The 25,697-nt window shown below is 71.0% G+C and carries 25 protein-coding genes and 1 pseudogene; 5 read left to right on the top strand and 21 right to left on the bottom strand.

The features are described 5' to 3' along the window. Nucleotides 1–27: 27 nt before the first annotated feature. Nucleotides 28–1,182, bottom strand: coding sequence for an MFS transporter (locus ACFXKZ_RS16035; RefSeq protein ID WP_380001149.1), 1,155 nt, complete (start codon nt 1,180–1,182; stop codon nt 28–30). 153 nt (nt 1,183–1,335) lie between these two features. Here ACFXKZ_RS16035 and ACFXKZ_RS16030 point away from each other — a divergent pair, with 153 nt between their 5' ends. Beyond that, on the top strand, nt 1,336–2,097 hold the full coding sequence (locus ACFXKZ_RS16030) for an AraC family transcriptional regulator (protein ID WP_380000720.1): 762 nt from the start codon (nt 1,336–1,338) through the stop codon (nt 2,095–2,097). Nucleotides 2,098–2,168: 71 nt separating this feature from the next. Here the strand turns inward: ACFXKZ_RS16030 and ACFXKZ_RS16025 are convergent. The 3 genes and pseudogenes from ACFXKZ_RS16025 to ACFXKZ_RS16015 all read right to left on the bottom strand — a co-directional run. Further along, a pseudogene (locus ACFXKZ_RS16025) lies at nt 2,169–2,342 on the bottom strand (AIM24 family protein); the annotation flags it as partial. Between the two features lie 186 nt (nt 2,343–2,528). Further along, the gene (locus tag ACFXKZ_RS16020; RefSeq protein WP_380000718.1) at nt 2,529–3,596 is read right to left on the bottom strand and encodes a CNNM domain-containing protein; all 1,068 of its coding nucleotides are present in this window, start codon (nt 3,594–3,596) and stop codon (nt 2,529–2,531) included. After that, nucleotides 3,593–5,029, bottom strand: coding sequence for a hemolysin family protein (locus ACFXKZ_RS16015; RefSeq protein ID WP_380000716.1), 1,437 nt, complete (start codon nt 5,027–5,029; stop codon nt 3,593–3,595). Before ACFXKZ_RS16015 ends, ACFXKZ_RS16020 begins: the two co-directional genes overlap by 4 nt. 546 nt (nt 5,030–5,575) lie before the next feature. Between ACFXKZ_RS16015 and ACFXKZ_RS16010 the strand changes: the two genes are divergently transcribed. Further along, nucleotides 5,576–5,779: a hypothetical protein gene (locus ACFXKZ_RS16010; protein ID WP_126640583.1), complete on the top strand. Its 204-nt coding sequence runs from the start codon at nt 5,576–5,578 to the stop codon at nt 5,777–5,779. A 316-nt stretch (nt 5,780–6,095) separates the two neighbouring features. Here the strand turns inward: ACFXKZ_RS16010 and ACFXKZ_RS16005 are convergent, their stop codons facing one another. From ACFXKZ_RS16005 to ACFXKZ_RS15965, 9 genes are all read right to left on the bottom strand, one after another. Next, nucleotides 6,096–7,334 carry an IS701 family transposase gene (locus tag ACFXKZ_RS16005; RefSeq protein WP_380000714.1) on the bottom strand — a complete coding sequence of 413 codons (1,239 nt, stop codon included), beginning with the start codon at nt 7,332–7,334 and terminating at the stop codon, nt 6,096–6,098. A 221-nt stretch (nt 7,335–7,555) separates the two neighbouring features. Beyond that, nucleotides 7,556–8,206: a response regulator transcription factor gene (locus ACFXKZ_RS16000; RefSeq protein ID WP_126640582.1), complete on the bottom strand. Its 651-nt coding sequence runs from the start codon at nt 8,204–8,206 to the stop codon at nt 7,556–7,558. Next, nucleotides 8,170–9,486, bottom strand: a complete 1,317-nt coding sequence (locus tag ACFXKZ_RS15995) for a sensor histidine kinase (protein WP_380000712.1) — start codon at nt 9,484–9,486, stop codon at nt 8,170–8,172. The genes ACFXKZ_RS16000 and ACFXKZ_RS15995 overlap by 37 nt, the downstream gene beginning before the upstream one ends. A 120-nt stretch (nt 9,487–9,606) precedes the next feature. Beyond that, nucleotides 9,607–10,347 carry an alpha/beta fold hydrolase gene (locus ACFXKZ_RS15990; RefSeq protein ID WP_380000710.1) on the bottom strand — a complete coding sequence of 247 codons (741 nt, stop codon included), beginning with the start codon at nt 10,345–10,347 and terminating at the stop codon, nt 9,607–9,609. A gap of 120 nt (nt 10,348–10,467) precedes the next feature. Next, nucleotides 10,468–11,598, bottom strand: a complete 1,131-nt coding sequence (locus ACFXKZ_RS15985) for a magnesium and cobalt transport protein CorA (RefSeq protein ID WP_380000708.1) — start codon at nt 11,596–11,598, stop codon at nt 10,468–10,470. 242 nt (nt 11,599–11,840) lie between these two features. After that, complete coding sequence (locus ACFXKZ_RS15980) at nt 11,841–12,773, bottom strand: SDR family oxidoreductase (RefSeq protein ID WP_380000707.1); 933 nt, start codon at nt 12,771–12,773, stop codon at nt 11,841–11,843. Nucleotides 12,774–12,776: 3 nt separating this feature from the next. After that, entirely contained in the window at nt 12,777–13,556 is a 780-nt protein-coding gene (locus ACFXKZ_RS15975; RefSeq protein WP_380000705.1) for an enoyl-CoA hydratase/isomerase family protein, read from the bottom strand. A 163-nt stretch (nt 13,557–13,719) separates the two neighbouring features. After that, nucleotides 13,720–14,106, bottom strand: a complete 387-nt coding sequence (locus tag ACFXKZ_RS15970) for a VOC family protein (RefSeq protein WP_380000703.1) — start codon at nt 14,104–14,106, stop codon at nt 13,720–13,722. Nucleotides 14,107–14,148: 42 nt separating this feature from the next. Next, nucleotides 14,149–14,922, bottom strand: coding sequence for an acyl-CoA thioesterase (locus ACFXKZ_RS15965; RefSeq protein WP_380000701.1), 774 nt, complete (start codon nt 14,920–14,922; stop codon nt 14,149–14,151). 260 nt (nt 14,923–15,182) lie between these two features. On the opposite strand from ACFXKZ_RS15965, the gene ACFXKZ_RS15960 reads away from it, so the two are divergent. Beyond that, nucleotides 15,183–16,409: an MFS transporter gene (locus tag ACFXKZ_RS15960; RefSeq protein WP_380000699.1), complete on the top strand. Its 1,227-nt coding sequence runs from the start codon at nt 15,183–15,185 to the stop codon at nt 16,407–16,409. A gap of 49 nt (nt 16,410–16,458) precedes the next feature. Beyond that, entirely contained in the window at nt 16,459–16,713 is a 255-nt protein-coding gene (locus tag ACFXKZ_RS15955; protein ID WP_078978779.1) for a hypothetical protein, read from the top strand. 60 nt (nt 16,714–16,773) lie between these two features. Here the strand turns inward: ACFXKZ_RS15955 and ACFXKZ_RS15950 are convergent, their stop codons facing one another. The 4 genes from ACFXKZ_RS15950 to hpnH all read right to left on the bottom strand — a co-directional run bounded on the left by ACFXKZ_RS15950 (nt 16,774) and on the right by hpnH (nt 20,216). Beyond that, nucleotides 16,774–17,241 (bottom strand): GNAT family N-acetyltransferase, encoded by a 468-nt coding sequence (locus ACFXKZ_RS15950; protein ID WP_380000697.1) that lies wholly within the window; start codon nt 17,239–17,241, stop codon nt 16,774–16,776. Next, nucleotides 17,238–18,206: a DJ-1/PfpI family protein gene (locus ACFXKZ_RS15945; protein ID WP_380000696.1), complete on the bottom strand. Its 969-nt coding sequence runs from the start codon at nt 18,204–18,206 to the stop codon at nt 17,238–17,240. Before ACFXKZ_RS15945 ends, ACFXKZ_RS15950 begins: the two co-directional genes overlap by 4 nt. A 366-nt stretch (nt 18,207–18,572) precedes the next feature. Then, nucleotides 18,573–18,944 carry a hypothetical protein gene (locus ACFXKZ_RS15940; protein ID WP_380000694.1) on the bottom strand — a complete coding sequence of 124 codons (372 nt, stop codon included), beginning with the start codon at nt 18,942–18,944 and terminating at the stop codon, nt 18,573–18,575. A gap of 267 nt (nt 18,945–19,211) precedes the next feature. Continuing rightward, entirely contained in the window at nt 19,212–20,216 is a 1,005-nt protein-coding gene (gene hpnH, locus ACFXKZ_RS15935) for an adenosyl-hopene transferase HpnH (protein WP_380000692.1), read from the bottom strand. 138 nt (nt 20,217–20,354) lie between these two features. Between hpnH and ACFXKZ_RS15930 the strand changes: the two genes are divergently transcribed. Beyond that, on the top strand, nt 20,355–20,963 hold the full coding sequence (locus ACFXKZ_RS15930; protein WP_380000690.1) for a TetR family transcriptional regulator: 609 nt from the start codon (nt 20,355–20,357) through the stop codon (nt 20,961–20,963). Nucleotides 20,964–21,007: 44 nt separating this feature from the next. Here ACFXKZ_RS15930 and ACFXKZ_RS15925 read toward each other — a convergent pair whose 3' ends face one another. The 4 genes from ACFXKZ_RS15925 to ACFXKZ_RS15910 all read right to left on the bottom strand — a co-directional run bounded on the left by ACFXKZ_RS15925 (nt 21,008) and on the right by ACFXKZ_RS15910 (nt 25,493). Further along, nucleotides 21,008–22,477 carry a peptidoglycan D,D-transpeptidase FtsI family protein gene (locus ACFXKZ_RS15925; RefSeq protein WP_380000689.1) on the bottom strand — a complete coding sequence of 490 codons (1,470 nt, stop codon included), beginning with the start codon at nt 22,475–22,477 and terminating at the stop codon, nt 21,008–21,010. After that, nucleotides 22,474–23,850, bottom strand: coding sequence for an FtsW/RodA/SpoVE family cell cycle protein (locus tag ACFXKZ_RS15920; RefSeq protein ID WP_380000686.1), 1,377 nt, complete (start codon nt 23,848–23,850; stop codon nt 22,474–22,476). The genes ACFXKZ_RS15925 and ACFXKZ_RS15920 overlap by 4 nt, the downstream gene beginning before the upstream one ends. Nucleotides 23,851–23,952: 102 nt before the next feature. Then, nucleotides 23,953–24,717: an ABC transporter permease gene (locus ACFXKZ_RS15915; RefSeq protein WP_380000684.1), complete on the bottom strand. Its 765-nt coding sequence runs from the start codon at nt 24,715–24,717 to the stop codon at nt 23,953–23,955. A gap of 53 nt (nt 24,718–24,770) precedes the next feature. Next, a complete protein-coding gene (locus tag ACFXKZ_RS15910; RefSeq protein ID WP_380000682.1) occupies nt 24,771–25,493 on the bottom strand; it encodes an ABC transporter ATP-binding protein in 723 nt (240 codons plus the stop codon). Nucleotides 25,494–25,697 lie beyond the last annotated feature (204 nt).

Genomic DNA, 25,697 nt, shown 5'->3' with positions numbered 1-25,697 from the left:
CCCGATCCGCAGGCGGCCTACACCGTCCTATCCTGCGGACGCGTCGGCCGCGCGTGACGGGGCGGGCCCGAGGCGGTCCTCGGGCTCGGACAAGGTGCGGCCGAGGTACCAGGCGAGCGCGCACAGCGCGATCAGCGGGGTGAGCGCGATCCGCAGGGTGCTCGCCTCCGCGAGCGCGCCGATGGCGGGGGTGGCCACGCCGCCGATACTGACCGCCAAGCCCAGGGTGACGCCACTGGCGGTGCCGATGCGGTGCGGCAGGTAGTCCTGGCCGAGGGTGACGTGCAGCGAGAACGGGACGTAGAGCGCGATCGAGGTGGCGGCGGCGAACAGGTACAGGGTCGGACCCGGGATCAGCACCAGGCCGGCGGTGGCCGGCACGGACGCGGCGTAGGCGCGGCGCAGGGTGCGGGTACGACCCCAGCGGGCGGCCAGCCGACCGCCGAGCACGGTCCCGACGGCGCCGCCGGCGAACAGGCAGAACAGCGCGATCGAGCCGGCCGTGGCGCCGCCGGCGAGGTGCCGTTCGGCGAACAGCGCGACGAAGGTGCTCAGGCCGACGAAGACGATCGAGCGGCACACGATGACGGCGGTCAGCCGGGTGAAGGCGGGCCAGTCGTCCGGGCGGGTGGGGGCGGAGGCGGCTCGGGTGGCGGCGGCATATCGGGCCAGCCGGCGGATCACGGAGGCGGTGACGGCGACTCCGGCGAGGGCCGGCAGCAGCAGCCACGGGGTCGCGTCGAGGCCGCCGGCGGACAGGATCGGGGAGGCGATGATCGGGGCGAGGGCGAAGCCCACGTTGCCGCCGAGCGAGTACCAGCCCATCGCGACGTGACTGCCTCGGCAGGCCACCCGGGCCAGTCGCGCGGACTCGGGATGGTAGGCGGCCACGCCCATCCCGGACAGCGCGATGGCCAGCCAGGTCAGCGGATACGAGTCGGCCGGTCCGGCCAGCGCGATGCCCAGGCCCGCGCCGGTGGTGCTGAGCGGGATCAGCCAGGGCATCGTCCAGCGGTCGGTGAGGGCGCCGAACAACGGCTGCACGATCGAGGACAGCAGGGTCGCGGCCAGCACGATCCCGGACGCCGCCACGTAGCCGTAGTGTCGCTCGGCCACCAGGAACGGCACCAGGCAGGGCACGACCCCCTGGTAGAAGTCCACGGTCGCGTGCCCGATGGCCATCATCGGGATGGCCCGTCGGTCGGCGGAGGTGGGCGACGCGTCGGCAGTGGAGGCGGCGTCGCGTGTCGGTCGAAGCCCGGTGGGCGGTGGATTGGTCACTCGTCGATCGTCGACTCGGACACCGTCGGCGGGCTTCCGATAATCTGCCAAGTAATGTCGGTCTCCCGCCAATCCCTCGCCGAGCCGCCGACCGGCCTCAGCACGACCACCCGTCACCTGCCGGCCGGGGGTGGGGTGACGGCGCACCGGCACGAGGTGCACCAGGTCGTCTACGCGGGTCGGGGCGTGTTGTCGGTGAGCACCGACGCCGGCACCTGGGTTGCGCCCGCCACCCGCGCGTTGTGGATCCCGGCCGGCACCCTGCACCGGCATCGCGCGCACGGGCGGACCGTGCTGCACGCGGTGGGCATCCCCGCCGGCGCCGACCCGTTGGACCCGGCCCGCCCCGCGGTGCTCGCGGTCGGCCCGCTGCTGCGCGAGCTGATCATCGCCTACAGCCGCCCCGGCCTCGTGGACGTCGACGAGGGGCGACGCATCCTCGCAGTCCTGCTGGACCAGCTCCGGCACAGCCCCCGGCAGGCGCTGCACCTGCCCACCGGTCGGGATCCGCGCCTGGTGGCGGTCTGCGCGCTGCTGCGGGCCGATCCCGCCGATCAGCGCACACTGGCCGCCCTGGGCGCGGCGGTGGGCGCGGGCGAGCGCACGCTGACCCGGCTGTTCGCGGCCGAGGTGGGCATGACGTTCCCGCAGTGGCGCACCCAGGCGCGCCTGCACCACGCGCTGGTACTGCTCGCCGAGGACGTACCGGTGACCACCGTGGCGCACCGCTGCGGGTGGTCCTCGGCGAGCGCGTTCATCGACGTCTTCCGGCGCGCCTTCGGCCACACCCCGGGGGCGCACCGCGTGTCGGGATGAGCCGGCACGGGTTGCCGTCGCTCGGTTGCGTCGCCCGGCAGACCGGCGACGAACGACGCGAACGTGATGGTCGGCGCGTAGGCGACCACCTGGCCGGTGTCGATCACGACCTGCTCGCCCGCCTCCAGGTCCAGCACGTCCGGCGCGCCGTAGCAGCCCATGATCACCTCGCCCTGCCCCGACGCGTGCACGAGGAAGCCGCCCTCGACCTTGGCGGAGATCTCCACGCCCGCGCTGTGCGCCATCATCGCGCCGGATTCGGCCCGCATCGCCTCGCCCGGATCGAGCAGACAGCGCGCGGCGGCGAAGGCAGGGCTGTGTCCGACTTCGACTCTCATGCGGCGAACGTGACACGCCCCACCCCCGGCCGCGGACCAAGGCAACCCGACCGGCCGACCGGTGTCACCCGATCGGGGCCGGCCGGGGCGCGGTCACGCGGCTCTGGCGCCCAGCACGCTGCCGAGGAGGTCGTCCAGGCCGACGAGGCCCAGGAGGGTGCCGTCGGCGGCGTGGACCAGGGCCAGGGACGCGCGGCGTTCCTGGAGGGCGGCCACCGCGCGCTGGATCGGGGTGTCCACGGTGAGGGTGAGCACCGCGGTGGCCAGTTCGCCGGCGGTGTTCCCGGACGCCTGGGTACGCGAGGTGAGCACCTTGCGGATGTGCACCACCCCGAACAGCGTGCCGTCCTCGCCGCGCACGAGCAGCCGGTTGCGGCCGTTGCGGCGGGAGACCGCGGCGATCTCCTCCGGTCCCGCGTCGGCCGGCACCGAGTCGATCTCGGCGGTCGGCACGATCAGCCGGGCCAGCGGCTCGGTGTGCGTGCGCAGCGTGCCCGAGAGCACGTCGTGCGAGGCGTTGTCGATCAGGCCCAGCCGGCGGGACTCGCCCACCAGGCGGCGCAGCCCCTCGGCGTCCTTGGGGTGCGACAACTCGTCCTTGGGGTCGATCCGGGCCAGCCGCAGGATCGCGTTGCTGACCCCGTTCATCGCGCGCAGCAGCGGTCGCACCACGCGGGTGTAGCCGCGGAAGGACGGGGCCAGCACGAGCGCGACCTTCTCGGGGCCGGCGATCGCCCACGACTTGGGCGCCATCTCGCCCAGCACCATGTGCAGGATCACCACGACCACCAGCGCGATCGCGAACGCCACCGCGTGCCCCGCCGCGGCCGGCATGCCGACGGCGTCGAAGAGCGGGTCGAGCATGGTGGCGATGGCCGGCTCGGACACGATGCCCAGGCCCAGCGAACACATGGTGATGCCCAACTGGGCACCGGCCAGCATCAGGGACAACTCCCGTACGCCCGCCAGCGCCGACTTGGCGCCGCGCTTGCGCTCGGCGGCCAGCGCCTCCAGGCGGTGTCGCCGCGCGGCGACCATCGCGAACTCGGCGGCGACGAAGAACGCGTTGCCCACGAGCAGCGCGACCGTGACGGCCAGGGCGGGCCACAGGCCCAGCTCCATCGAGCCCAGGCCACCACCGGAGGCCAGGGACGGGGTCATGCGGTCACCTCTGTGGTGCGTGTGGGCTGTCCGGAGCGCCGATCGGCGCTCCATTCGGGAATGTCGCGGGGGAACGCGGGCTCGGAGGTCAGCACCCGGAGCCGGACCAGGGCCGGCACGTGCCGCTCGACCGCCAGCACCTCGATCTCGGTGTACCGGATCGGCTCGTCGTCCTCCTCGGCCGAGCGCCCGGCCCGGACCTCGTCGGGGTCGGGGACCCGGATCCGATCGCCCACCTCGGGCAGCCGACCCAGGTGCGCGATGACCAGACCGCCGAGGGTGTCGTACGGCCCGTCGGGCAACTCGGCGCCGACGATCCGCTCGGCCTCGTCCACCCGCAGTCCGGCGTCCAGGCGCCACCAGCCGTCCTCCGGCTCGGTGTCGACGGGGTCCTCGTCGTCGCTCTCGTCGGCGATCTCGCCGACCAGTTCCTCGGCCACGTCCTCGTAGGTGACGATCCCGGCGAGTCCGCCGTGCTCGTCCAGGACGACCGCGAACTCCTCGTTGGCGGCCCGCAGTTGTTCGAGCAGCGAGGCCAGCCCGGCGGTGTCGGGGACGAGCAGCGCGGGGCGGGCGATGGATCCGGCGGTGACGTGCGCGGCGTCCTCGGGGGCCACCTCGAGCAGGCAGGCCACGCCGACCACGCCCAGTACGTCGTCGACCCGCTCGCCGACCACCGGGTAGTGCGAGTGGCCGCGCTCGGCGACCAATTCGATCAGCTCGGCGGCGGTGGTCTCGGCGCGGACCCGGACCACGTCCGGTCGCGGCACCATCACCTGGTCCACGGTCAGGTCGCCGAACGCGATCGCGCGGCGCAGGATCCCGGACAGACCGGGATCGAGGTCGCCGTCCCGGCCGGCCTCGTCGACGATGTGCGCCAGCTCCTCGGTGGTGGCCCCGCCGTGCAACTCCTCGACCGGTTCGATTCCGATCGAGCGCACGATGCGGTTGGCCAGGGTGTCGAACAGCCGGATCAGCGGGCCGGCGACCTTCAGGTACACGATGGTCGGCCGGCCCAGCAGGACGGCGACCCGCTCCGGCTCGGCGATGCCCCAGTTCTTCGGGACCAGCTCGCCCAGCACCATCTGGATCGCGGTGGCGACCGCGAAGCCCAGGACGAGGGCGATCACCGGGACGGCGCCGTCGGGCACCGAGACCAGTTCGAGGAGGGGGGAGATCACGGCGGCCAGCGCGGGCTCGGCGATGAAACCGACCAGCAGGGCCGTCACGGTGATGCCCAGCTGGGCACCCGACAACATGAACGACAGTCGCCCCATCACGGTCATCGCCCGGGCGGCGGCCTTGTCACCGGCCTCCGCGCGACGACGCAGCAGGCTCCGGTCGGCCGCCACGTAGGCGAATTCCTGGGCGACGAAGAAACCGGTACCGAGGGTCAGCACGACGATCGCGGCTATGCCCAGAGCCGCGGTCATGAGACCGCCTCCCGGACGTCGCGGCTTCGATCACAGTCTCGGGAGGGACCGGTACTAGGGGGGTCCGTCTCTTGGGCGGACACACACGCTCCTTGCTCAACGGGCAATTCAGGGTCAAACACTTACCACGCCGAACGTATCATCGCGCGCCCTTGTTCCCCCGAGCCGGGCGATGATGCGGACGAGAGGGGTCGGATTCGGACCAGTATCAAAAGATGCTTGGCTTTCCACCCCGCGTCATGACAATCTGTGCGTCCTCGAACACCGTGAGGTGATGAGGGCCCGTCGGGGGTGTGCGACGCACACACCGCGGCGGGGGAAGTAGCGAAAACCCGCGCCTCCTGCCACAGGCGTCGCGAAGTTCATCCGTACGGGGGAGCGACCCACGCCCTCCCGTCCGGAAGATTGGTACCGGGAACCCGCACCGCCGCAATGACGTTGACAACATCAGACGGGGGCAGCGTGTACGACAGCAGCCCTGATCCGGCCCACGCCGGCTCGCCCGAGGCGCCCGGATCGGACCTCTCAGCGCGCGAGAAGGAGACCATGCCTCGGACACTCGACGACTACGCCGTGTCGCTCGCCGCGTTGAAGGCCTACGACATCACCGGCGTTCGTCCACGCGACCTCCGCCGATTCCGCGACTTCGGCGAGCTGCCCGAAGGGGTGCCCGAGGCCGTCGTCCTCCGGGCCCAACGCATCGTCGAGGAGGAGCGGGACCGCCTGCTGCGCCTGACCACCGGCTCCTGATCGCCGAGCGCGCCACGACGAGGGCGCCGGCCCACCGGGCCTGCCGTCCGTCGCGGCCCGTCCGTACGGCACGGGTGAGTCGCCCCTGCGCCGTCCCGGGCCGAGCGGGTGCGACCACCGTGGGGTGATCGCCCGCTCGTGATGTCGCCGGCCGGTCGGCGGTTCGTGGGGGTCGGCCTAGTAGTGCTTTGTCAGGTCGGTGTTGGTTTTGGTCTTCGTGGTGGGCGTTGGCGGGGCAGGGTCCGGTGGCAGGTGGGGCAGGTTCCGGTCCAACAGCCGAGGAGGTCCTGGAGGGTGTCGAGGACCCGGTAGAGCGTCAGGCCGGCGTGAGGGCTTTTGGGTCGGTCCGGTGGAGCGCGAGGAAGGCGTGGGCGGCGGTGACCAGGGTGACGTGGTGGTGCCATCCGCGCCAGGTCCGGCCCTCGTAGTGGTCCAGCCCGAGACCGTGTTTCAGCTCGCGGTAGTCGTGCTCGACGCGCCAACGCATCTTCGCGAGCCGGACCAGTTTCGCGACGGGTGTGTCCGGGGGCAGGTTCGTCAGCCAGTGGTCGGTCGGCGCGTCGGCGTCGGCCGGCCACTCGGTGAGCATGGTGAACACGGGCAGCACCCCGTCCCAGGCGATGTCGGCGTCCCCGGCGGCGGCCCGGGCGAGCCGCCGGGGGGCCTTGCCGGCCGGTCGCACCGCGGTCGTGGCGAACCGTGACCGCATCGCGCCGCGCGAGCCCCGCCGCCACCCGACCTCGACGAACGCCTCCCGCCCCGCGGCAACCGCCTGCTCCACCAGGGAGCGGGCCCGGTCCCGGTATCGGGGCAGCGGACGCGGGCCCAGGCCCGAGTACGCGATCGTCGACGGGGCGGCGTCGCCGGTGTGGGCGATCTCGTCGCCGCGCACCGCGACCACGAAATCGAGCCCCCGCGCGGCGAGTTCGTGCCGGAACTCGCCGATCTGCCCGTATCCGGCGTCCGCCACGATCACCGGCGGGACCAGTCCCCACCCGATCAGGGTGTCGATCGCGTCCAGGGCCAGGCGCCACTTCTCGACGTGCCCGACATCGTCGGGAACCCCGGCCCGACTGCGTCGCTCCGGGTCCTGCGCCCACTCCTCGGGCAGGAACAGTCGCCACTGCAACGGGCACGACATCGCGTCCGTCGCCGCGTGGACGCTCACCCCCACCTGGCAGTTCGCCCGTTTGCCCAGCGCGCCGCAGTACTGCCGGGCGACCCCGACCGACGCCCTCCCGCACTTGGGGAACGACGTGTCGTCCACCACCCACACCCGCGGATCGATCACCGCGCACATCCGTTCCGCGACCCGCCGCAGCACCCGTTGGTGGTCCCACGGCGAGTCCGCCACGAACTGCTGCAACGCCTGCGCGTTCCCGTCCGGCAGCCGCTCGGCCATCGGCACGATCGACTTCCGCCGACCGTCCACCATCAACCCACGCACATAACAGTCGCCCTGACGTCGCTGATCCGTCCTCGACAGCGACCCGAACATCTCACCCACGAACGCCGCGAGTTCCTCCCGCAGACGCTCCACATCCCCGAGATCCACCCTCCCACCATGCACCCAAAACAGCACACATGGGAACCTCACCTAACAAAGCACTACTAGGCCCTGTCCGGCGGATCTTGGCGGGTCCGCGCCGCCCGGCACCGCACCTCGCCGCACCGGAGAAACAGCCGAATGGAACCACTATGCGGCTGCTTCTCCGGCACGCCGATGCACGGCACCGGACGACGCGGCCTGCTCCACCAAGATCCGCCGGACAGGGCCTAGTTGGTTCCGTTGAGGTAGGCCAGAACCGCCAGGACACGACGGTTGGTTTCGTCCGATGTGTCGATCGACAGCTTGGCGAAGATGTTCGTGGTGTGCTTGCTCACCGCGCCCTCCGAGACGAACAGGCGGCCCGCGATGGCCGCGTTGGAGCATCCCTCCGCCATCAGCTCCAAGACCTCGCGTTCGCGCGGCGTCAGCTGGGCCAGGGGTTTGTCCCGCACGTTGCGGGCGAGCAGCTTCGAGATCACTTCGGGGTCCATCGCGGTGCCTCCCGACGCGACCCGGCGGACCGCGTCCACGAACTCGTCGGTGTTGAACACGCGGTCCTTGAGCAGATACCCCACCGCGCCGGTGCCGTCCGCGAGCAGTTCGCGGGCGTAGAGCTGTTCGACGTACTGCGACAACACCAGGATCGGCAGTCCCGGGACCTGTCGGCGGGCCTCCAGGGCGGCCTGGAGGCCCTCGTCGGTGAAGGTCGGCGGGAGCCGGACGTCGACCACCGCGACGTCCGGCTTGTGCTGCACCAGGGCCCGGAGCAGTTCGGGCCCGTTGTCCACGGCCGCGACGATCTCGAAGCCGTGCGCCTGGAGCAGGCGGACCAGCCCGTCCCTCAGGAGGGCGAGGTCTTCCGCGAGGACAAGTCGCACGGCAGCTCCATGATTACAGTCGTCGGGCCGCCCACCGGGGAGTGCAGGGCGAGCGTCCCGTCGAATGTATCGAGTCGGCGCTGGATGCCGCGCAGTCCCGTGCCCTTCATCAGATCGGCGCCGCCTTCGCCGTCGTCGGTGACCGTGATCCGCAACGAGCCGTCCGTGTACGTGAGATCGATCTCCACGTGCCGGCCGCCGGAGTGTTTGGCCGCGTTGGTCAGCACCTCGGTGACCGCGAAGTAGGCGGCGGACTCCAGCGGGAGTTCGGGCCGGCCCGGCAGCGAGACGTTGACGTTGACGTCGAGCGGGCTCTCCAGGGCCACCGCGCGCACCGCGTCGGCCAGGCCCCGGTCCGACAACACCGGCGGGTGGATGCCCCGGACCAGGTCGCGCAGTTCGTGCAGCGCCTTCGCGGACGCCTCGCGGGTCTCGGCGAGCAGTACGCGGGCCGCGTCGGGGTCGGTCTTCATCAGCGCCTCCGCGGCGCCCAGGTTCATCCCCATCGCGACCAGGCGGGCCTGTGCGCCGTCGTGCAGGTCACGCTCGATCCGGCGCAGCTCGGCCGCCGAGGCGTCCACCGCGTCGGTCCGACTCTCGGTCAGGTGCTGGACCCGCAGCGCCAACTCGGCCTGCTTGGTGGGGGCGAGCAGGGACCGGTTCCACAGACCGTTGACCCGGGCGAACCACGGCGCGAGGGCCAGGCCGGCGGCCACCTGGACCAGGCCCCACGGCACCGCGAGGCCGGCCCGCTGCACGCTGTTCACCTTGATGAACGTGTACCACTGCGCGTCGTCGACGTGCCGGTAGGCCACCTCCCACAGGAACGGCATCAGCACGCCGTGCAGGCCGTTGACGATCAGCATCATCGGGAAACACGCGATGAGCAGGCTCGACGGCAGGTAGAGCAGCGCCCACAGCAGGTCCCGCCAGGTGGCCGCCTCGGTGATCATGCGCTTGGTGCGCGCCCACAGCCCGGTCACGCCGCCACCCGTGGGCAACCGCCGGTACGGGGTGTCGATCGGGACGTGCGCCCACGAGCGCATCGCCTTGCGGGTCACGTTGGCGGTGGCGCGCAACAGCAACATCAGGGGGAAGAAGAACAGCAGGCCGACGCCTATCGGCAGCAGCGCCATGAACACCACGCACGTGATGAACAGCGCGAGGGCGGGGACCGAGAGGAAGACCAGAGCGAAGCCTCGCCAGGCGCACAGCAGCGCCCAGCCGAGCCGCCACCGGGTGGCCGGCGGGTCGGCTCTGTCTGGCGTGAGCGTGCTCATGGGGTCCTCCCGTGGATCTGCCTGACTGCTGGTGTCATCAGTGTGTCGGGCGCCGACCGGGCAGGTCACGGGGGAGGCACCCCGAACCGGGGTGGGCCTGGGCCCACCCCGGAGCAGGGGTCAGCCGGCGATGTCCGACAACAATTCGGCCAGGTCCTTCGGGCGCGAGAACATCGGCCAGTGACCGGTCGGCAGGCTGTGCACCGTGCGCTGCTCGGCCGCCGCGAACTCGGCCATGAACGGGTGCCCGGCGGCGGTCATGGCCTCGACCTGCTCGGCCGGGAACAGGCAGGTGATCAGGTGGGCCGGCACCCGCAGCCGGGCCGGGTCGGCGACCTGCTGCGGGCTCGCGGCCACGGCGTACGGCTGGGGCATCGCGCGGGCGCGCAATTCGGCGAGGTCGGTGTCGGACAGGCCGTCGAGCATCACCGGGTCGGCGGCCGGGTCCCAGGGGTAGACGTAGCGGCCGTCGCCGCGGGCGGCGACCTCGGCCTCGATCCGGGCCCGCTCCTCGGGCTCCTGGAGGTCGGCGAACGAGATACCCGCGGCCACCGGGCCGGCGTCCACATAGACGATCCGGGCGATCCGCTCCGGGATCCGGTCCAGCGCCTCGTACGCGGCGAACGCGCCGCCCGAGTGGGCGGCCAGGACCACGTCGGTGAGGTCGCGCGTGGTGATCTCGTCGACCAGGGCCCGGGACTGGGCGGCCAGGTCGACGCCCGCCCCGTCGGTGCGGTCGGGCTCCAGGCCGGGCAGGGTGACCGCGACGACCTCGTGGCCGGCGGCGCGCAGCGGTTCGGCGACCCGGTCCCAGGCCCACGCGCCGAGCCAGTAGCCGGGCACGAGAACGATGTTCGCCATGGTGATGCTCCTCGATCGTGGTTCGGTGTTCGTCCTGCGATCAGGATCCTGTCGCGTATACCTGACAGATCACGACAGGTTTGATGTCGGGAATGGCACGCGTCGGTGGTTTCCGGTGCCTCAGAGCCAGTTCCGGCGCTTGAAGATCAGGTAGAGGACGGCGCAGACCACGAGCATCAGGCCGATCGCGTACGGGTAGCCGTACGCCCAGTGCAGTTCGGGCATGTGGTCGAAGTTCATCCCGTACACGGTGCCGATCAGGGTCGGTGCGAACAGGATGGCCGCCCATGCGGAGATCTTCTTGACCTCCTCGTTCTGCGCGTTGCTGGCCGCGGTGAGCTGCTTCATCTCCTCGTTCTGGGCCTGGGTCACCACCACCGCGTTGACCCGCATGATGCCTTCGAGCAGTTGGCGAAAGCCCACCACGCGCTCCACCGCGATGGTCGCGTGGTCCTGGACGTCGCGCAGGTAGCGGCGCAGCTCCTCGTCCACGTGGTACTTGTCGAAGCCGGTGGACAGGTCGGCGAGCATGAGCAGCAGCGGGCGGGTCGCGCGTTGGAACTCGATCACCTCGCGGGAGAGTTCGTAGATGCGCCGGGAGACGTTCGGGGCGCCGAGGAAGGCCTCCGCCTCGATCTCGTCGATGTCGTTCTGCAATCCGCCGACGACCGGGGCGTAGGCGTCCACGACGCTGTCCAGGATCGCGTAGAGCACCGCCTCGGGGCCCTGGCGCAGGAGTTCGGGCCGCTCCTCCGCCCAGCGGCGCACCGCGGACAGGTCGGGGGACTCGGAGTGGCGGACGGTGACCACGAAGTTGCGGCCGAGGAAGACGTGCAGCTCGCCGAAGTCGACCTCCTCGACGTCGTCGAGGTAGCGGGCGGCGCGCAGGACGACGAACAGGGTCTCGCCGTAGCGTTCGAGCTTGGGGCGCTGGTGGGCCACGATCGCGTCCTCGACGGCCAGCGCGTGCAGGTCGAACTCCTCGGCGGCGGAGAGGAGTTGGCTTTCGGAGGGGCGGTACAGGCCGATCCAGGCCATGGCACCCGGGCGGGCGTGCAGTTCGCGGTAGGTGTCGGCGAGGGTGGTCGGCGAGGCGACGCGTACCCCCTCCACGTAGATCGCCGTGTCGATCAGGCTGTGCTCGACGGGCGGGGGCTCGGGAATGTCCGCCGCGCGAGGGTCCATCGAGCGCTCGGGCGGTTCGGGCGTGCCGTGCCTGCGGGCGCGGAAGGGCAGACGCCGATCGGACATGCGGGGCTCCGGGACACTGGGCGGCGACGAGCACGGACACCACATCGGGCCGCTCGCGCCGGGAGTCGCGGTCGGCTCTTCTTCGTATTGTCCATATTTCCGCGCAGATATCGCGTATGTATGCCATTCAGGGCATCGCTCGGTGCGGGCCCGTGGGGATCCGTCGGGGATGTGCCGGGTGGGCCCGGCGGAAACCGGCCGGGTCGGGGCGGATCGAGGTGCCCCGGCCCGGCCGGAGTGGGCTACGGCAGCACGAACGGCCCCTTGCCCATCTGCTGCCGCACGGTGACCACCGGCGGGTTGACCAGGCCGCGGCGCTGCCAGTTGGCGCCGTCCACGACCAGGGTGTGCCCGGAGACGAAGCGGGCGTAGGGCGAGGCCAGGAACGTCGCGGCCCAGCCCAGTTCGCGCAGCCGGCCGACCCGCATGGCGGGCTGGCACGGGTCCTTGTCGTGGGTGCCGGCGAGGTTGCCCTTGATGTCGGCGGTCATGTCCTCGTGCGGGAACAGGCCCGGGACCAGTCCGTTGACCTGGATCCCGTAAGGGCCCCACTCCACCGCGAGCGTCTCGACCATGTTCTTCACGCCAGCCTTGGCCGCCGCGCTGTGCGCGAAGCCGGGGCCGCCGGTCCAGGCGTAGGACGCGCCGATGTTGACGATCGAGCCGGGGGTGCCCGCTGCCAGGTGTCGGCGGGCGAATTCGCGGGCGCAGAAGTAGGTGCCGTTGAGGGTGATGTCCACGACCGTGCGCCAGGCGTTGGGTGACATCTCCTCGGCGGGTACGGGGAAGTTGGCCGCGGCGTTGTTGATCAGCACGTCGGGCGGTCCGAAGGACTCGACCGCCGCGTCGAAGGCGGCGGTGATCTGCTCGGGTTCGCGGATGTCGCAGCTCACGGTGCGGACCTTCGCGCCGGTTTCGGCCAGCGTCTCGCGGGCCGCCGCCAGGTGTTCCTCCTTGCGACTGGCGACGACGAGGTTCGCGCCGAGGCGGGCGAATTCGAGGGCGATCGCCCGGCCCAGGCCGGTGCCGCCGCCGGTGACGAGGACCGTACGGCCCGCGTAGGTGCCCGCGGGCAGCGCGCTCGCGCCGAGGGCGGGCGGCTCGGGCAGGCCGATGATGCCGTCGGACGCCCCGCTCGTTCCGGTCGTCCCGCTCGTTCCGCTCGTCTCGGTCATGGGTCAGCTCCCCGTGTAGTGGGCGGGCCGCCGTTCGGCGCGCGCGGCGCGGAACTCGGCGTAGTCGTCCGACTTGTTGACGAAGGTCTGGGCGATCAACTCGTCGGCCATCGAGGCCCGCACCGCGGGTTCGGCGAGCCGGGCGAGCGTCCGGCGGGCGGTCTTGATCGTCACGGTCGGCGCGGCGGCGATGCGCTCGGCCATCTCGCGCACGGTGGCGTCCAGCGCGTCGGCGGGCACCACGCGTGAGACGATGCCGTGCGCGTACGCCTCGGCGGCGTCCATCGGCCGCCCGGTCAGCACCAGGTCGGCCGCCACCCCGTGGCCGCAGATCTGGAACAGCCGGGCCACCCCGCCGGTGTCCGGGATCACCCCATGGGTGGTCTCCGGGAGCATGAACCGGGCGCCCTCGGCGGCGACCCGGATGTCGCACAGCAGCGCGCGCTGGAACGACGCGCCGATCGACCAGCCTTGGCAGGCGACCAGCACCGGCGCGTCCAGGTCGAACAGCTGCTGGATGCCGCGATGGCCGCGCGTCATCAACTCGTGGTGCGTGTCCTCGACCCGGTGACCGCCGATCGAGGACACGTCGCGGCCGGAGGAGAAGGACTTGCCCTCCCCGCGCCAGATCACCGCCCGGATCTCGGGGCGTTGCCGCAGTTCGCCGAGGATGCACCAGAGCAGCGCGTCCATCTCGTCGTCGAACGCGTTGTGCCGGTCCGGGTTGTTGTTGGTGATCGTCGCGATCGGACCGTCGTGGTCGAGGAGCAGCTTGTCCGCCATGACACCCGGGATATCCCAACGGTGCACAGGAATCGAGAGGCGTGGGCCCGGGGGCCGCGCAAGCGGTCAAGATCACAGTCGGCCGCGCGGGCCACGGCCGGGACCGGTTGCCGGGTCGGCCGTGCACGGCCCGGGGGCGCGCCGGGTCGGCGGCGGCGCCCGGTCAGGGGTTGCGCTGGGTCAGGCCGTAGAAGTTGCCCTCGTTGTCGCGGAAGGTGGCCCACCAACCCCATTCCTGCTGTGCGGGCTTGTCCGGGAAGTCGATGCCCCTCGCGCTCAGCTCGGCGTAGGTGCGCTGCAGGTCGTCGCAGGTGAACAGGACGTTGTTCAGGCTGCCGACCTTCTCCATGTCGAAGCGCTGACTGAACAGGATCAGCGTGATGCCGTCGCCCGGCGCGCGGACCTCGATCCAGCGCGGGCTGCCGGCCTCGCCCATGGGGGTGTCCAGCACCTCCTCGAAGCCCATCTTCTCGACCCAGAAACGTTTGGCCGCGTCCTGGTCGCTGACGTTGAGCGAGACCTTTCCGACCTGCAATCCGAGCTGCGACATGCGAACTCCCTCGGCTGGGGCCACCGGCCGTCGGCGGCCCGGCTACCGGTGTTCGACCGGCTCGCCGAACAGTGCCTCCTGACCGACCGTCGCAAACAGCCTTCCCGCCGCGTCGAACAATCGACCGTGCACCGTGCCGTGCGTGCCGTGCAGCGTGGTGCCCTCCTGGTCGAACAACCACCATTCGTCGGCGCGGAACGGGCGGTGGAAGCGGATCGTGTGGTCCAGGCTGGCCCGTGGCATCCAGCGTCCGGCCAGGGTGTTCGCGTGCGGCAGCACCAGCGCGTCGAGGAAGGTCAGGTCGGTCGCGTAGGCGACGGCGCACGCGTGCAGCAGCGGGTCGTCCGGGAGTTCGCCGTCGGTGCGACACCACAGCGCGTTGTGCGGCGGGCGGGCGGTGAACGTCTCGTCCGCCCAGGTCGGCGGGTCGACGAAGCGCATGTCGATCGGGTTGTACCGGACCAGGCCCGGCCTGCGCAGCGGACCGCGCAGCGTGTCCAGGAGCCGTTCCAGGGTGGGCAGCGTGTGTGGGTCGGGCGCGGCGGGCGCGCTTGGGGCGTGGTCGAACGGGCTCTCGGGGCGGGTCACCCGGAAGGACGCGACCAGGTGTACGACGATCCTGTCGCCCTGGAGCACGTCGACCCGACGGTGGCTCAGCGTGCGTCCCTGGAGGGTCCGGGTGATCCGGTAGGTCAGCGGCAGCGTCGCGTCGGCCGGCCGCAGGAACGAGGCGTGCAGCGAGTGCGGCACGCGGTCCGCATCGACGGTGGCCCCGGCAGCGGCCAGGGCCTGGGCGACGAGCCAACCGCCGAACACTCGGAACGCGTCCGGATCGGGACTTTTACCTTCGAAAAGGTCGAACTTGAGCCCGCTGGACTCAAGTTTCTCGGGATTGAGTGCGGAAGGCTCAACTTCGGCTGCCCCCGGTCCACTACGCTCGACCTCCTCGGGCCTGAGTCTGGTGGGCTCAACTTCTGCGACGAATCGGCTGACGGCGCTGCTCATGGCTGCAAGTAGAGCAATGACGGCCGCGACACCGACGACGAGGGGCGTGGTGAAGCGTGGCGTGGAGTGGGATGAACGTGCTCCGGGACCGCAACGCGGGCCTGTATCTGAGCGGGGTGGTGATCTCCGGTTTCGGCAGCAGCGCGATGACCCTGGTCGCCGGGATCTGGGCCAAGACGCTCACCGGATCGGACAGCATCGCCGCACTGATGGCGCTCGGCGTGTTCGCGCCGACCCTGCTCGGCCCGGTGCTCGGCGCGTTCGCGGACCGATGGCCGGCCAAACGGCTGCTCGTGGTGGTCAACACGATGCTCGCCGTACTGCTCACCGCGACCCTCACCGTGCGGTCCGAGGCACAGGTGTGGATCCTGTTCGCGGTGATGCTCGGCTACGGCTTCGGCTTCGTGCTGATCGACGCGGGGGAGTCGACCGCGCTCTCCGCGGCGGTCGCGCCCGGCATCCTGGGCGATCTGAACGGGCTGCGGCTCAGCGCCTCCGAGGGCATGAAACTGATCGCCCCGCTCGCGGGCGCGGGCCTGTTCGCGTGGTCGGGCGGACACACCGTCGCACTGCTGGACGCGGGCACGTTCGTGCTCGCGGCGGGGGTGTTCACGCTGATGCGCTTCGAACAGCCCGTGCGGGAACGCCCGGCGAGCGGATGGGTGGCGGAGACCTCGGAAGGGGTGCGCTACCTGTGGGCGCACCGTCCGCTGCGCCGCCTTGTGGTCGCCGGCGGGCTGGCGATGGTGGTGTCGGGGATCAGCGGTGGGGCGGTCTACGCGGTGGTCGACGAGGGGCTCGGCCGCTCGCCCGAGTTCGCCGGGGTGCTGTACATGGCCCAGGGCGCGGGCTCGGTGGCGGCCGGGTTGGCCGCCGGCGCGCTGATCCGGCGGCTGGGCGCGAAGGGGTTCGCGGTGCTCGGCCTGGTGTTGTTCGCGATCGCCGTGGGGCTGCGGGCGCTGCCGTGGTTGCCCGCGGTGGCGACCGGCAGCGTGCTGAACGGGTTCGGGTTGCCGGCGGTGCACGTGGCGGCGATGACCGTGTTGCAGCGGGAGACGCCGACGCATCTGGTGGGCCGGGTCGCGGCGACGGCCGGGACGATCATGTTCGCGCCCACGGCGTTCGCCGTGCTCGGCGTGGCGGGTCTGTTGGTCGTGGTGGACTATCGGCTCATCCTGCTCGGGACCGCGGCGCTCGGTGTGGCGGTCGCGCTGTACTGCGCGGCGGGGCGCGGGGAGACGGGGCCGCCGGCGGAGGCGACGCCGGCGACCACCCCGGAGGATTCGCGGCATATGTGATGTACGCATGTCCTAGGTGTCGGGCATTCGGCCACCTACGATGATCCGCATGTATGAAGCGGCGGAAATCCCGGCGGAGCTGATTGCCCTTCAGCGGGACCGCGACCACGCGGCCGAGGTGGTCACCACCTTCGCGCGCGAGAACCCCGGGCGACTGGACGCCGAACTGACCCGGCAGTGGTCGGCGGCGGTGCGCGCGGAACGCAACGCCATACACGCGCTGCACGCGCACCCGATGATGGTGCTGGGGCCGAACCGGTTCAAGGTCATGCGCGCGCTGCGGGCCGCGGCCCGGCTGTCCTGACGACGGTCCGGGCCGGACAGGGGCAAGAGGGTGCCGGACCGGACCGTCGAACCTCGAAGGCTACGCGCCCGGTCCGACATCCAGGCTCCGCTCGAACCGCATCCGGTCCCGACCGGGCCCGTCCAGGTCCGTAACCGGTCCGTGCACGGTGAAGCCCATCGTCGTGTGGAAGCGGATCGAACCGGTGTTGCCCGGACCGGTGATCGCCCGCACCCGGACCCGCCCGGCCGCCCGCGCGAGCGCGAAGAAGCGCTCGTACAACTCGGCCGCCAGGCCCGATCGGCGCAGGTCCGGGCGGACGGCGACGAAGTGGATGTACGCCTCGTCGACACGCGCGGGCGAGAGGAGGCCGATCAGGAAGCCGCCGAGCCCGTCGACGTCCTCGGCGACCAGGCTCGTGGTGTGGAAGTGGTCCAGGAACAGTCGGGGCAGGGCGGGGGTCATCGGCCGGCCCCACCAGTCGTCGACGACCGCGACGATGGCGTCGTAGTCGTCGGCGCGGGCGGCGCGGATCGTCGGTGCGGTCATGCGGTGGCGCTCCCTGGACAAAAGGTTCGGCGATAGTTCTGCGGCGTGGTGCCGCGGCGGCGCAGGAAATGGTGGCGCAGCGTCGCCGCGCTGCCGAAACCGGAGCGCTCCGCGACCGCGTCGATCGACAGTGCGGTCTCCTCCAGCAACTCCTGGGCGAGCAGCACGCGTTGCGCGACGAGCCAGTCGTAGGGCGTGGTGCCGGTCTCCTGCTGGAAGCGGCGGGCGAAGGTACGCGGGGACATCAGCGCGTGCTCGGCCATGCGCTCGACGGTCAGGTCCCGGGCCAGGCGCTCGGTCATCCAGGCGAGCGTGGCCTGGAGCGGGCTGCCGGTCGGCCCGGGCAGCGGGCGGGCGATGTACTGCGCCTGGCCGCCCTCGCGGTGCGGCGGTACGACCATGCGGCGGGCGATCGTGTTGGCGACCCGGCTGCCGTCCTCCAGTCGGACCAGGTGCAGGCAGGCGTCGATGCCGGCGGCGGTGCCGGCGCTGGTGATCACCCGGCGGTCCTCGACGTAGAGCACGTCCGGCTCGACCACGGCCCGGGGGAACAGCCGGGCCAGGCGGTCGGTGTACTTCCAGTGCGAGGTGCAGCGGCGGCCGTCGAGCAGGCCCGCCCGGGCCAGGGTGAACGCGCCGGTGCACACGCTCATGATCCACGCGCCCCGGGCCTCGGCCGCCCGCAACGCGTCCAGGAGCACCGGGTCGGAGGCCACCCGTTCGTCGTGCTCGACGGCGGCCGGGATGGCGATCAGGTCGGCGTCGGCGACCCGGTCGAGGCCGTGTTCGGCGTACAGGTCGTAGCCGGCCTTGGTGCGCACCCGGCCGGGGGTGACCGCGCAGACCGCGAAGTCGTAGACCGGGCAGCCCTCCTCGCTTCGGTCGATGCCGAACACCTCGCACAGCACCCCGAGTTCGAAGGGTGCGACCCCGTCCTGGACGATCACGACCACATTGCGCAGCATGCGACCAGCATGCCGGCGCGATGATCGCGAGGACAGAGTGCGAGTGGCAGGATGTTGCGGTAATCAGGCAGTCCAGCCACTCGATGCATGTGCAAGCAAATGGCATGCTCGGGGTATGACGGTTCTGGCGATTTTCCTGGTGATCACGGTGATTCTCGGTGTGCTGTCCGCCCTGGGGCGGTCGGCCGATACGCGCGATGGGGGCAAGTCCCCGTCGTGGCACCACTGATGCGGTCCGGCGCGGAGCCGGACACGCGAAACGCGCGCCCGGCCGGGGGGACCCGGCCGGGCGCGCGTGGTGTTTCGTGAGGCGGATCGGTCGACGACCGCCGGCGGATGGCGTGGCGGTGGTCGACCGGCAGTCGATCAGCTACGGCGCTTGAGGGCGCGCCAGACGAAGAAGATGATGATCGCGAGCACGATGATGCCGATGATCCCGAAGATGAACTTCCCGGCCTTCTTGAAGAAGCTCTTCTTCTTCTTTTTCTTCTTCGTCTTGGCCGGGTGCAGCTGCGGAACCGAGGCGCGCTGGGCGGTGGTTCGAGCAGAGGTGTCCGCGAGTGTCTGCACACCGGTCGACACGCCGGTCGAGGTGAGCGAGGTCTGCGTCGAGGCGGACGAGACCTGACGCACCTGCGCCCGGTCGGGCGCGGCCTGCGCGGGCGCCGCGGTCAGGACCGCCGCGAACACGGCGAGCAGGATCGGACCGGCGAGACGCCGAAGAAAACGTTGAACCATCTGGACAAGCCCCCATTTCGAACCCCGCGGAACACGCGCCTCGCGGTGTCGCCCCGGCCCCGTGGTGGGCCGACAGCGGGACGAAGCTACCCGACACGCCAGTGTCCACGTGCAGAAAAGAGTCAAGATTTGGTTCGGACGCCCCCCATGCGACACGTGTCAACGCGGCTTCCGCTACGCTCACGCTTCATCAGGTTGTGGTGGCTCGGGCGCCGGTGAGGGGTGCCCGAGCCTCCCAATTTCCGCTGTGTGGCGTTTGTGGGCGGTTCAGCCCGAGACCACCGCGCGCAGGCTCTCCTTGAGTGAACCCATCGTGGCCAGCACGGCCGTCGGCTCGTAGCCGCAGTGCGCCATGCAGTTGTCGCAGCGCGGGTCCTTGCCCCGACCGTAGTTCTCCCACTCGGTGTCGGTGAGCAGCTCCTTGTAGCTCTGCACGTAGCCGTCGCCCATCAGGTAGCACGGCTGCTGCCAACCGAGCAACGAGTAGGACGGGATCGCCCACGGCGTGCACTCGAAATCGCGCTTGCCCTCGAGGAAGTCGAGGAACAGCGCGGAGTGGTTGAGCCGCCACTTCTTGCGCTTGCCGCCGGAGAAGGCCGCCTTGAACAACGCGCGGGTCTGCTCGACGCCGAGGAAGCGGTTCTGTACCGGAGCCTTCTCGTAGGCGTATCCGGGGGAGATCTGAATCCGGTCGACCTTGAGGTCGTCGTTGAGGAAGTCCAGCACGTCGACGATGGTCTCGGGGGAGTCCGTGTTGAAGAACGTGCTGTTCGTGTAGACCTGGAATCCGGCCGCCTTGGCCATCCGGATCGCGGCCACGGCCTCGTCGAAGACGCCGTCCTTGGCCACCGCCTGGTCGTGCTTCTCGCGCAGGCCGTCGATGTGCACCATCCACGCGAAGTTCTTGTTCGGCTTGAACTTGTGCAGGTGCTTGGGCAGCAGCACCGCGTTGGTGCAGATGATCACGAACTTCTTGCGCTTGAGCAGTTCCTCGACGATCAGGTCGATCTGCTTGTGCATCAGCGGTTCGCCGCCGGCCAGCGAGACCATCGGGGCGCCGCACTCCTCGACCGCCGCCACCGCCTGTTCCACCGACATGCGCTTGCGCAGCACGTCGTGCGGCTGCTGGATCTTGCCGCACCCGCCGCACTTGAGGTTGCACGCGAAGAGCGGCTCGACCTCCACGATCATCGCGAACTTGTCCACGCGCTTGATCTTCTGCTTGACCAGATGCGTACCGATTTTCACAGCCAGGTTCAGCGGCAGGCCCATGACCGTCGCACCTCTCTATCCCCGTACCCGGGGGCGTCGGCGTCCGCTGAAACCGTGCTCGGCGTGGCGTCGTTGCCCGGGGGTGCCCGATGATGACAACATCTTCAACATACAGGCTGTACGTCACGTGGGGGTTGTATGGCGGTCACGCGTCGGGCACAACATGTCGCAGACACCCGTGCGGCCCTGCTGGCCGCCGCCCGTGAGTTGTTCGCGACCCGGGGCTACGCACAGACCGGCACCGAGGAGATCGTGGCGCAGGCCCGGGTGACCCGGGGTGCGCTCTATCACCACTTCAAGGACAAGGCCGACCTGTTCCGCGCCGTGATGGAGACCGTCGCGGCCGAGGCGGCAGAGGCGCTCGTAGCCCACGAGATGAGTCATGCCCAGGACCATCCGAGTGAACCTTGGGATCAGTTGCGACACGGGTTCCAGTCGTTCCTGGATGTGTGTACGACCGGGGACTTCCAGCGGATCGTGCTGGTGGACGGCCCGGCGGTGCTGGGGCCCGGGTCGTGGGACGCGCTGGTGGACGAGCACGGGCACGGGTTGCTCGCGGCGTGGTTGCGGCAGGCGATGGACAACGGCGAGATCGACGAGTTGCCGGTGCCGCCGCTGGCTCGATTGCTGGCCTCGTTGATCTCGGAGGCGAGCCTGTACACCGCGCGTGCCGCCGATCCGGCGGTGGCGCGGCGCGAGGTGGGGGAGGTCATCGACCGGGTGTTGGCGGGGTTGCGGAAGAGCTGAGCGGGGGCGGGTCCGCCGCGGCCGGGGCGTGGGGTGCGGGGCGGTCATCGGGACAGGGTGGCGGTCATCACGGCCTTGGCGATCGGGGCGGCGAGGCCGCCGCCGGTGATGTCGGCGCGGTCGGCGGCGCCGTCCTCCACGACGACCGCGACGGCGACGGAGGGCTTCGCGTCGGGGCTCGGCTTGGCGTATGCGATGAACCACGCGTAGGGCACGGCGCGGTTGTGCTCGCCGTGCTGGGCGGTGCCGGTCTTGCCGCCGACGATCGCGCCGTCGATCCGGGCGTTGCCGCCGGTGCCGGTGGTGACCACGTCCTGCATCATGCGCTGGAGTCGGCGGGCCACCGGCGCGGGGACGGCACGGGCCAGGGTCTGCCGTTCGGTGCCGCGTACGGTGCTGCCGTCGTCGCGGGTGAGCCGTTCGACCAGGTACGGGCGCATCACCTCGCCGTCGTTGGCGATGCCGGCGGCGACCATCGCCATCTGGAGCGGGGTGGCGCGGGTGTCGAACTGGCCGATCGAGGACAGCGCGGTCTGCGGTCGGTCGGGGCTCTTGGGGAACACGCTCCGGGTGACCGCGACCGGGATCCGCAACTTCGGGTCGTCGAAGCCGAACGCGGTGGCCTGACGGCGCATCACCTCGGCGCCCATGTCCACCCCGAGCTTGGCGAAGACCGTGTTGCAGGACACGGTCAGCGCGTAGCGCAGCGAGGCGTTGCGGCAACCGTCGGCCTCGTTGCCGAGCAGGGTGTGGGTCTCCGGCAGCGGGTAGGGGTCGGGGGTGGTGGTCGGCTCGTCGGGATCGGCGACCGTGCCGGAGGCGAGCGCGGCGGCGGCGGTGACCACCTTGAACGTGGAGCCGGGGGGATAGGTCTCGCGCAGCGCGCGGTTGAGCATCGGCCGGTCGGGATCGCCGTCGAGCGCGGCCCACGCGGCGCGGGCGGCCTTGTTCGCGCCGGCCACCGTGCCCGGGTCGTAGGACGGGGTGCTGACCAGGGCCAGGATCGCGCCGGTGGTGGGGTCGAGAGCGACCACCGCGCCCTTGTTGCCGGTGCTCGCGAGGCCGTTGAACGCGGCCTGTTGGGCGGCGGGCAGGATGGTGGTGGCCACGTTGCCGGCGGCGGCGCGTCTGCGGGTGACGGCGGTGATCACCGGCCAGGCGCCCAGGCGCGGATCGGTGCCCGCGAGGATGTCGTCCTCGACGCCCTCCAGGAGCGAGGTGCCGTAGAGCTGCGAGGCGTAGCCGGTGACCGGGGCGTAGAGCGGTCCGTCGGTGTAGCTGCGTCCGTAGGCCAGGTCGAAGGATTCGGCCGTGTGTGGAGATCCGGTGATCGGCGCGTCGGCCACCAGGATGTCGCCGCGCGGTTGTTGGTAACGGATGATCTGCGGACGGCGGTTGCCCTCCATGTGGTCGTAGGCGTCGGCCTTGTGGGCCTGCACCCAGGTCGCGTTGCCGAGCAGCGCGAGGAGCAGCAGCAGGCAGAATCCGGCGGCGCGTCGGGCGGTGACGATCACGCGCGCACCTCCTCGGGCAGGGGTACGGGTTCCTCGATCGGCGTGAGCGGGCGGCGGCCCCGGTCGCTGATCTTCATCAGCAGGGCGATCAGGGCCCAGTTGGTGACCACGGACGAGCCGCCCTGGGCGAGGAAGGGCATGGTCATGCCGGTCAGCGGGATCAGCGCGGTCACCCCGCCGGCGACCACGAACACCTGGATCGCCAGCACGGCGGACAGTCCGTAGGCCAGCAGCGAGCCGAACGCGTCCGGCGCGGTCAGCCCGGCCCGGAAGCCGCGGGCGATCAGGAGCGCGTAGAGCACCAACAGCGCGGCGATCCCGGTGAGTCCCAACTCCTCGCCGACGGTGGCCAGGATGAAGTCGCTCTTGGCGGCGAACCCGACCAGGATCGAGTGGCCCAGGCCGAGACCGGCGCCGAGCAGACCGCCGGCGGCGAAACAGAACAGCGACTGGGCGAGTTGCCCCGGGCCCAGGCCCGCGTGGATGCTCGCGAACGGGTCCAGCCAGTTCTGTACGCGGCTGTGCACGTGAGGTTCGGCGGAGCCGACCACGAACGCGCCCAGGGCGATCAGGATCAGGCCGACCAGGATCCAGCCGATTCGGGCGGTGGCCACGTAGAGCATCACCACGAACGCGCCGAAGTAGAGGACGGACGTGCCCAGATCGCGCTCCAGGACCAGGATGCCGACCGAGGCCAGCCACACCGCGAGCACCGGTCCCAGGTCGCGGCCGCGGGGCAGGTTCACACCGCAGAACCGGTGCCCGATCATCATCAGCGTTTCGCGGGTGCCGGCGAGGTAGGACGCGAAGAAGACAACCAGGATGATCTTGGCGAACTCGCCGGGCTGCAACGAGAACGCGCCCAGTCGGATCCACACCTTCGCGCCGTTGATCGCGGGGAAGAAGACCGGGACGATCATCAGGAACAGCGCGACGGCGGCGGCGAGATAGGCGTATTTGCCCAGGGAGCGGTGATCGCGCACGGCGATCATCACGGCCGCGAACAGGATCACCCCGATGGCCGACCACACCAGTTGCGAGGACGCGGCCTGCACCTTCGGCGTCTCCAGGTCGAGTCGGTAGATCAACACCAGTCCCAGGCCGTTGAGCAGGGCGGCGATCGGCAGCAGCACCGGATCGGCGTAGGGCGCGAAGAAGCGGACCAGGATGTGCGCGATCAGGACCAGCAGGCCCAGCCCCAGGCCGTATTTCGCGGTGTCCGGGGGGATCGAGCCGTGCCTGGCCAGGCCGACGTTCGCGTAGGCGAAGACCGGGACCAAAACCGCGAACACGAGCAGCAGGAATTCGGTGTTGCGCCGCGTCGGCGGCAGGGGCTCGCCTGCCGCCGTCTTGCGTCGCCGCCATCTGGACATGCGCTCTGGAGTTCCCACAAGTGACCGTGGGTAACCGGAGTGTCGCGGTGGTGGCGGTATCGCGGTGGTGACAGCGTGGTGATGGCTACAGCGCTGTCGCGCCTACACGTCGCGCCGGCGGAACACCGTCACCGCCGCGACCACCGCCGCGATCGCCCACAACGCCATCACCAGCACGCCCGGCCACGGGGCGAGTTCGTAGGCGTTGAACTCGCGCAGTCGCATGATGCGTTGCCCGGCCTTGTCCGGTAGGAACCTGGCCACCTCGCGCACCCCGGGTATCGCTGTGAGCGCGGCCGTGCCGAGGAAGATCAGCGGGATCAGCAGGCCCATCGAGGCCATCGGGGTGCGCAGCACGAAGGTGACGCCCGCGCAGATCACCGCGAGCAGCACCAGATAGACCACCTGACCGAATGCCGTGCGCCAGGTGGCTGCGGCGGTCAACGAGATGTCGCCGGCGGGCAGCAACAACCTCGCCGCCAGGATGCAGGTCAGACTCGAGGCGATCGCCGTGACCAGGGCCACGGCGGTGATCACGGTCAGCTTGGCGGCGGCGAAGAGCCGCCGGTCGGGCACCGCGGCCAGCGAGGCGCGGATGGTGCCCGCGCCGTATTCGCCCGCCACCGCCAGCACCGCGAAGGCCACCAGGGCCAGTTGGCCGAAGTTGACGCCGTAGTGCACGAGGGCGAACGCGTCGTATTCGGCGCCGTCCTCGCGGCGTTGGCCCTCGGCGATGAACGCGTCGACCAGGGCGCTCACCCCGGTGATGGAAAGCACCGTGGTCAGGGGCAGCCAGCGGGTGGACGGCACCGAGCGGAGCTTGATCCACTCGGCCTCCAGGGCCGCCGCGAAGCTCGTCCTGGGCACACGCGTTGCCCTGGGTTTCCGCGTTTTCGTGGTTTCCTGCGTCGCCGTGGTCATCACCGGCCACCTCCCGCGTATTGCTCGTGTCCGGCGGTCAGCCGGAGATAGACGTCTTCCAGGGACGGGCCGTCGCCGACGAAGTCGGTCAGTGTGGCGTCGGCCAGCAGTCGCCCGCCGGCGATCACCACCAAGTGGTCGGCGGTCAGCGCCATCTCGCTCATCAGATGGCTGGACACGAACACCGTGCGGCCCTCGGCGGCCAGCGAGCGGATCAGCTCGCGGATCCACCGGATGCCCTCCGGATCCAGGCCGTTGACCGGCTCGTCGAAGATCAGCACGCCGGGGTCGCCGAGCAGCGCGGCGGCGATGCCCAGGCGCTGGCGCATCCCCAGCGAGTAGGTGCCGGCGCGGCGGTGGGCCGCGTCGGTCATCCCCACCTGCGCCAGCACCTCGTCGACCCGCGACCTCGGTATGCGGTTGGACCGGGCCAGGTAGAGCAGGTGGTCGTAGCCGCGCCGGCGCCGGTGTACCGCCCCCGCGTCCAGCAGGGCGCCCACGTGACGCAGCGGGTCGGGCAGCTCGCCGTAGGCCCGGCTGTCGATGGTGATCCCGCCCGAGGTCGGGCGGTCCAGGCCCAGCGCGATCCGCATCGTGGTCGACTTGCCCGAGCCGTTGGGGCCGAGGAAACCGGTCACGGTGCCGGCCGCGATCTCGACGTCGAGGTCGTCGACGGCGAGGACGTCGCCGTAGCGCTTCGTCAGGTTTCGGATGCGGATCATCTGTGGTGCTCCCCGGGCCGGTTCGGCCGAGTCGATGCGGAGGGTGTCGGGCCCGAAGATCTCGCCGACACCCGGTGGTGGTTGCCGCCCGGTTGCTGCGGTGCCTCAAGACTGCGACTCGGGGACGTTGGGCCGGATCCCCCAACCGTGGGGACGGTCTCCCCCGGGCGGGGGAGGCCGGCGCCGGGGCGACCCTGGAGGATG

The organism is Embleya sp. NPDC059237, from assembly GCF_042754105.1.
GTDB lineage: Bacteria > Actinomycetota > Actinomycetes > Streptomycetales > Streptomycetaceae > Embleya.
The sequence above is the reverse complement of the archived record's forward strand: the minus strand, read 5'-3'. Positions and strand labels throughout refer to the sequence as shown.